General features: G+C 55.6%; 1 pseudogene. It reads left to right on the plus strand.

What is annotated here, in order from left to right:
• Window positions 1-75 precede the first annotated feature (75 nt).
• Window positions 76-527, plus strand: a pseudogene (locus tag IEX60_RS24765) (hypothetical protein); the annotation flags it as partial.

Below are 527 nucleotides of genomic sequence, written 5' to 3' on the forward strand. Positions count from 1 at the left end.
CTGCTTCGGTGTTATTCACCCGGGGCATGCCCCGGGTGAATAACACACCTTTGCGGTAAAAAAGCGAAGGTTATCATGAATCATTATCTGCAAAAAACTATGCTGTACCATCTGATCCACCAAATGTCCCGGGAAGGGCATTCCACCAGACGGATATCGGAGCACTTCGGGCTGAACTGGCGTACGGTGAAGCGTTATCTATCCATGGATGAGCGTACGTTCACCGAGGAGCTGGAGGCAGGCCGCACACGGGGGAAAGTACTGGATCCGTACGAGGGTTTCGTCCGTGAGAAGCTGTCGCTGTATCCGGAGACCCCGGCCGCGCAGCTGCACGACTGGCTGAAGGAACACCATCCCGATTTTCCACACGTGAACCAGAAAACGGTTTTCAACTTCGTCCAGCACATCCGTGACAAACACAATATCCCGCGCAGCGGCGAGCCGGGGCGTGAATACATGGCCGTGGAGGAATTGCCCTACGGCCGCCAGGGGCAGGCCGATTTCGGATTCTATAACATGCGTACCAC

The organism is Parapedobacter defluvii, from assembly GCF_014642075.1.
In the GTDB taxonomy this organism is placed as follows: domain Bacteria; phylum Bacteroidota; class Bacteroidia; order Sphingobacteriales; family Sphingobacteriaceae; genus Parapedobacter; species Parapedobacter defluvii.